General features: G+C 64.6%; 3 protein-coding genes. All 3 read left to right on the top strand.

The annotated features are described in order from the left end of the window. Positions 1-1,249, top strand: a 1,249-nt coding sequence (locus ACE3S9_RS16120) for a bifunctional enoyl-CoA hydratase/phosphate acetyltransferase (RefSeq protein ID WP_374547498.1), incomplete at its 5' end; no start/stop codon positions are given. A 75-nt stretch (positions 1,250-1,324) separates the two neighbouring features. Next, the gene (locus tag ACE3S9_RS16115; RefSeq protein WP_374547497.1) at positions 1,325-2,533 is read left to right on the top strand and encodes an acetate/propionate family kinase; all 1,209 of its coding nucleotides are present in this window, start codon (positions 1,325-1,327) and stop codon (positions 2,531-2,533) included. A gap of 11 nt (positions 2,534-2,544) precedes the next feature. Beyond that, the coding region (locus ACE3S9_RS16110; protein WP_374547496.1) for a DUF3141 domain-containing protein at positions 2,545-4,003 on the top strand (1,459 nt) is incomplete at its 3' end.

The following is a 4,003-nucleotide window of genomic DNA, read 5'->3' as shown; positions in this document are numbered from 1 at the left end:
ATCGCTGATTTCCGCCGTGCTGGGCAATATTCTTCCCGGACCGGGCACGCTCTATCGCGCCCAGAATTTCGAATTCGTCAATCGCGTCCATGTCGGCGACCGCCTCCGCGTGACCGTGACCTGCCGTGAGAAGCGCGAGGAGCCGGTCGCGGTGTTCGAGACGGTGGTCGTCAATGCGAAGGGCGAGCCGGTTTGCAAGGGCACGGCCATCGTCAATGCGCCGACGCAGCATGTCGAGATCGCCGAGCGCGAATTGCCGGCGCTCATCATGGAGGAGAAGGAGCAGTTTCCCCATCTCCTCGCTTTGGCCAGCCAGTTGCCGCGCCTGAAAACCGTGATCGTCTGCCCGGAAAACCACAACTCGCTCGGCGGTCCGCTGCTCGCGGCCGAGCGCGGGCTGATCGAGCCGATCTTCATCGGCGACCCGGAGCGCATCGCCAAGGCGGCTCTGGAGCTTGAGGCCGATATTTCGGCCTATAAGGTCATCGACGAGAAGAGCCATCGCGTCGCCGCCGACAAGGCGGTCGCCATGGTGCGGGCGGGCGAGGCCGGCGCGGTGATGAAGGGCGACCTTCATTCCGACGACCTGCTCGCCGCGGTGGTCAAGAAAGACGTCGGTCTGCGCGCCGGCCGCCGCATCAGCCATGTCTTCGTGCTCGACACGCTCACCCTCGACGATCTGCTGTTCGTCTCCGACGCGGCGATCAATATCGCGCCCGACCTGCTGACCAAGGTCGACATCGTCCAGAACGCCATCGATCTCGCTTTGGCCTGCGGCGTCGATCCCAAAGTCGGCGTGCTTTCGGCGGTCGAGGTCATCAATCCGGCCATTCCCTCGACCCTCGACGCGGCCATCCTGTCCAAAATGGCCGATCGCGGCCAGATTCGCGGCGGCGCCGTCGATGGGCCGCTGGCCATGGACAACGCCATCGACATGGAGGCGGCGCGCACCAAGGGTATCGCCTCGCTGGTCGCCGGCCACGCCAATGTCCTGATCGCGCCCAATCTCGAATCCGGCAATATGCTGGCCAAGGAACTGACCTTCGTCGCCCATGCCGAGGCCGCCGGCCTCGTCGTCGGCGCCGCAGCCCCGGTCATCCTCACCAGCCGCGCCGACAACGACAAGGCGCGCCTGGTGTCCTGCGCGCTGGCGCAGCTCTACAAATATTGGCTCGAACACGGCCGTCCCTTTGTTGGCCAGAACGCCGACGCCCCGGAAAAATCCGGCAAGGCGCTCGCGGCCGAATGAGGCCGCGCGTCTTGCCTGGACGGGCGGGGCCCGGCTCAAGCCCCGCGCATGGCTGACTCGTTACAGAGGAAATTTATGGCCAATCTCATTCTGACCATCAACGCCGGCTCGTCCTCGGTGAAATTCTCCGCTTACCGGATCGCCGAAGGCCAGCTCACCCAGCTCGCGCTCGGCCTGATCGACGGCATCGGCGCCAAGGCCACCTTTTCCGCGAAAAAGAGCGACGGCGCGAAGACGCAATTCGTGCTCGATCAGAGCCATGCGACGGTCGATCACAAAATGGCGCTGACCGCGGTGCTCGACTGGCTGGAGAAGGAAAAGCTCGACGGCGAGGTGGTCGGCGTCGGCCACCGGGTCGTCCATGGCGGGCCGGTCTATGCCGAACCCGTGCTGGTGGACCCCGAAATCTTCCGCCGCCTGGAGGCGTTCTCGCCGCTGGCGCCGCTGCATCAGCCCTATAATCTGGCGGGCGTCGAAGCCGCGATCGAGGCGTTCCCCAAGGCCGCGCAGGTCGCGTGTTTCGACACGGCCTTCCATCGCAAACATCCGTTCATCGCCGACACATTCGCACTGCCGCGCCAATATTACGACGAGGGCGTGCGCCGCTACGGCTTCCACGGCCTGTCTTACGAATTCATCCACCGCATCCTGCGCCATGAGGAGCCGGTGCTGGCGCGCGGCAAGGTCATTGTGGCGCATCTCGGCAACGGCGCCTCGCTCTGCGCCATCAACGCCGGAAAATCGGTCGCCTCGACCATGGGCTTCACCGCGCTCGACGGCCTGCCGATGGGCACGCGCTGCGGCCAGCTCGATCCCGGCGTCGTGCTCTATCTGATGGCCGAAAAGAAGATGAACGCCGAGCAGATCACCGATCTGCTCTACAAGAATTCGGGCCTGAAGGGCATGTCCGGCGTCTCCAACGACATGCGCGAGCTGGAAGCCTCGACCGAGCAATCCGCTAGGGACGCGATCGATTATTTCGTCTCGCGCGTGCGCCGCGAGATCGGCGGCCTGTGCGCCGTGCTGGGCGGGCTCGACTGCATCGTGCTGACCGGCGGCATCGGCGAGAATGCGGCGCGGGTGCGCCAGGCGATCCTCGAGAACATGGAATGGTTCGGCATCCAGATCGACGCCGAAGCCAACGCCAGGAACGAGCGCATCATTTCGGAAAAGGGCTCGCCCACCGTCGCGCTGATCCTCAAGACGGACGAAGAGCGGATGATCGCCGCTCACACCGCCGAGCTTCTCGGCCTGAAGCAGCCGCTCGTCCCGGCCATTTCGTGAAGGGAAATCCCATGCCCCCGCTTTACAGCCCCGAGAATTTCTTGCGCCGCGAAGCCGAGGACGGTTCGATCCAGGCGGCGCAGGCGCAGGATCTCGGCGAGATCGCCAGCGTTCATCTTCACAAACTGACGAAAGGCCATGGCGCGCGCCTGCGCGAGACCTGGGCCGAGCTTAACCCGCTGTTCGCCCGTCTGCAGGACGCCGCCAATCATGGCGAGCTGTTCAAGGAAGCCCAGGACTATGTTCGGGACGCGGCGCAGCGCTTCATTCTGGCGCTCGACGTCCTGCGCGAGCGCGGCAACAATGACATCGCCCATGAAGCGGCCGGCACGCCCCCGGTGCTGATCTATGATTACGACGTGGTGATGGACGGCAAGGAGCTGAGCCCGCCGGTCAATTATTACCTGCTGAAGATCAAGCCGCCGCCGGGCGTCGAAGTGTTCGACTGGAAGCGCCCCTATCTGATCATCGATCCGCGCGCCGGCCACGGCGCCGGCATCGGCGGCTTCAAGCCCGACAGCCAGGTCGGCGTCGCGCTCCATGACGGCCACCCGGTCTATTTCACCGTGTTCCATCCGATGCCGGAGCCGGGCCAGACCCTTGCCGACGTGATGCGCGCGGAGGCCAAATTCGTCGGCGAAATCCGCCGCCGTCATCCGGCAGCGCCCAAGCCGATCATCGTCGGCAATTGCCAGGGCGGCTGGGCGACCCTGGTCCTCGCCGCGGCCAATCCCGAAATCACCGGCCCGCTGGTCATCAATGGCGCGCCGGTCGCGGCTTGGTCGGGACGCAAGGGCGAGAATCCCATGCGCTACAACGGCGGCCTGCTCGGCGGTATTCTGCCGGCGCTGGTCCTCGCCGATCTCGGCGGCGGCATCTTCGACGGCGCCTATCTCGTCCAGAATTTCGAGATGTTGAATCCGGGCCGGCTCTATTTCGGCGATTATTTCGACCTCTACGCCAATCCCGAGAAACAGCGCGCGCGCTTCCTCGAATTCCAGCGCTGGTGGGGCGGCTTCCACCTGATGAACGAGGCCGAAATCCACTGGATCGTCGAGCAAATCTTCATCGGCAATCGTCTGGCGCGCGGCGAAGCCCGCATCGAGCGCGGCCGCCGGCTCGATATCAAGGCGATCCGCTCCCCGATCATCGTGTTCGCTTCGCTCGGCGACAATATCACGCCGCCGCAGCAGGCCCTGAACTGGATCGTCGACACCTTCGTCGACGAGCACGAGATCCGCATCCGCGGCAATCGCATCATTTACATGATCCACGACAAGGTCGGCCACCTCGGCATTTTCGTGTCGTCCTCGATCGCCAAGAAGGAACATTCCGAGGTCACCTCGACGATGAAGACCATCGAGGCTTTGGCCCCGGGTCTTTATGAAATGACCATCGACGAGACGACCGGCGAAGGCGTCCACCAGCAGTTCCGCGTCAGCTTCCACGAGCGCAAGCTGAGCGACCTCG

Source organism: Rhodoblastus sp. (assembly GCF_041915505.1).
Classification (GTDB): domain Bacteria; phylum Pseudomonadota; class Alphaproteobacteria; order Rhizobiales; family Beijerinckiaceae; genus Rhodoblastus.
The sequence above is the reverse complement of the archived record's forward strand: the minus strand, read 5'-3'. Positions and strand labels throughout refer to the sequence as shown.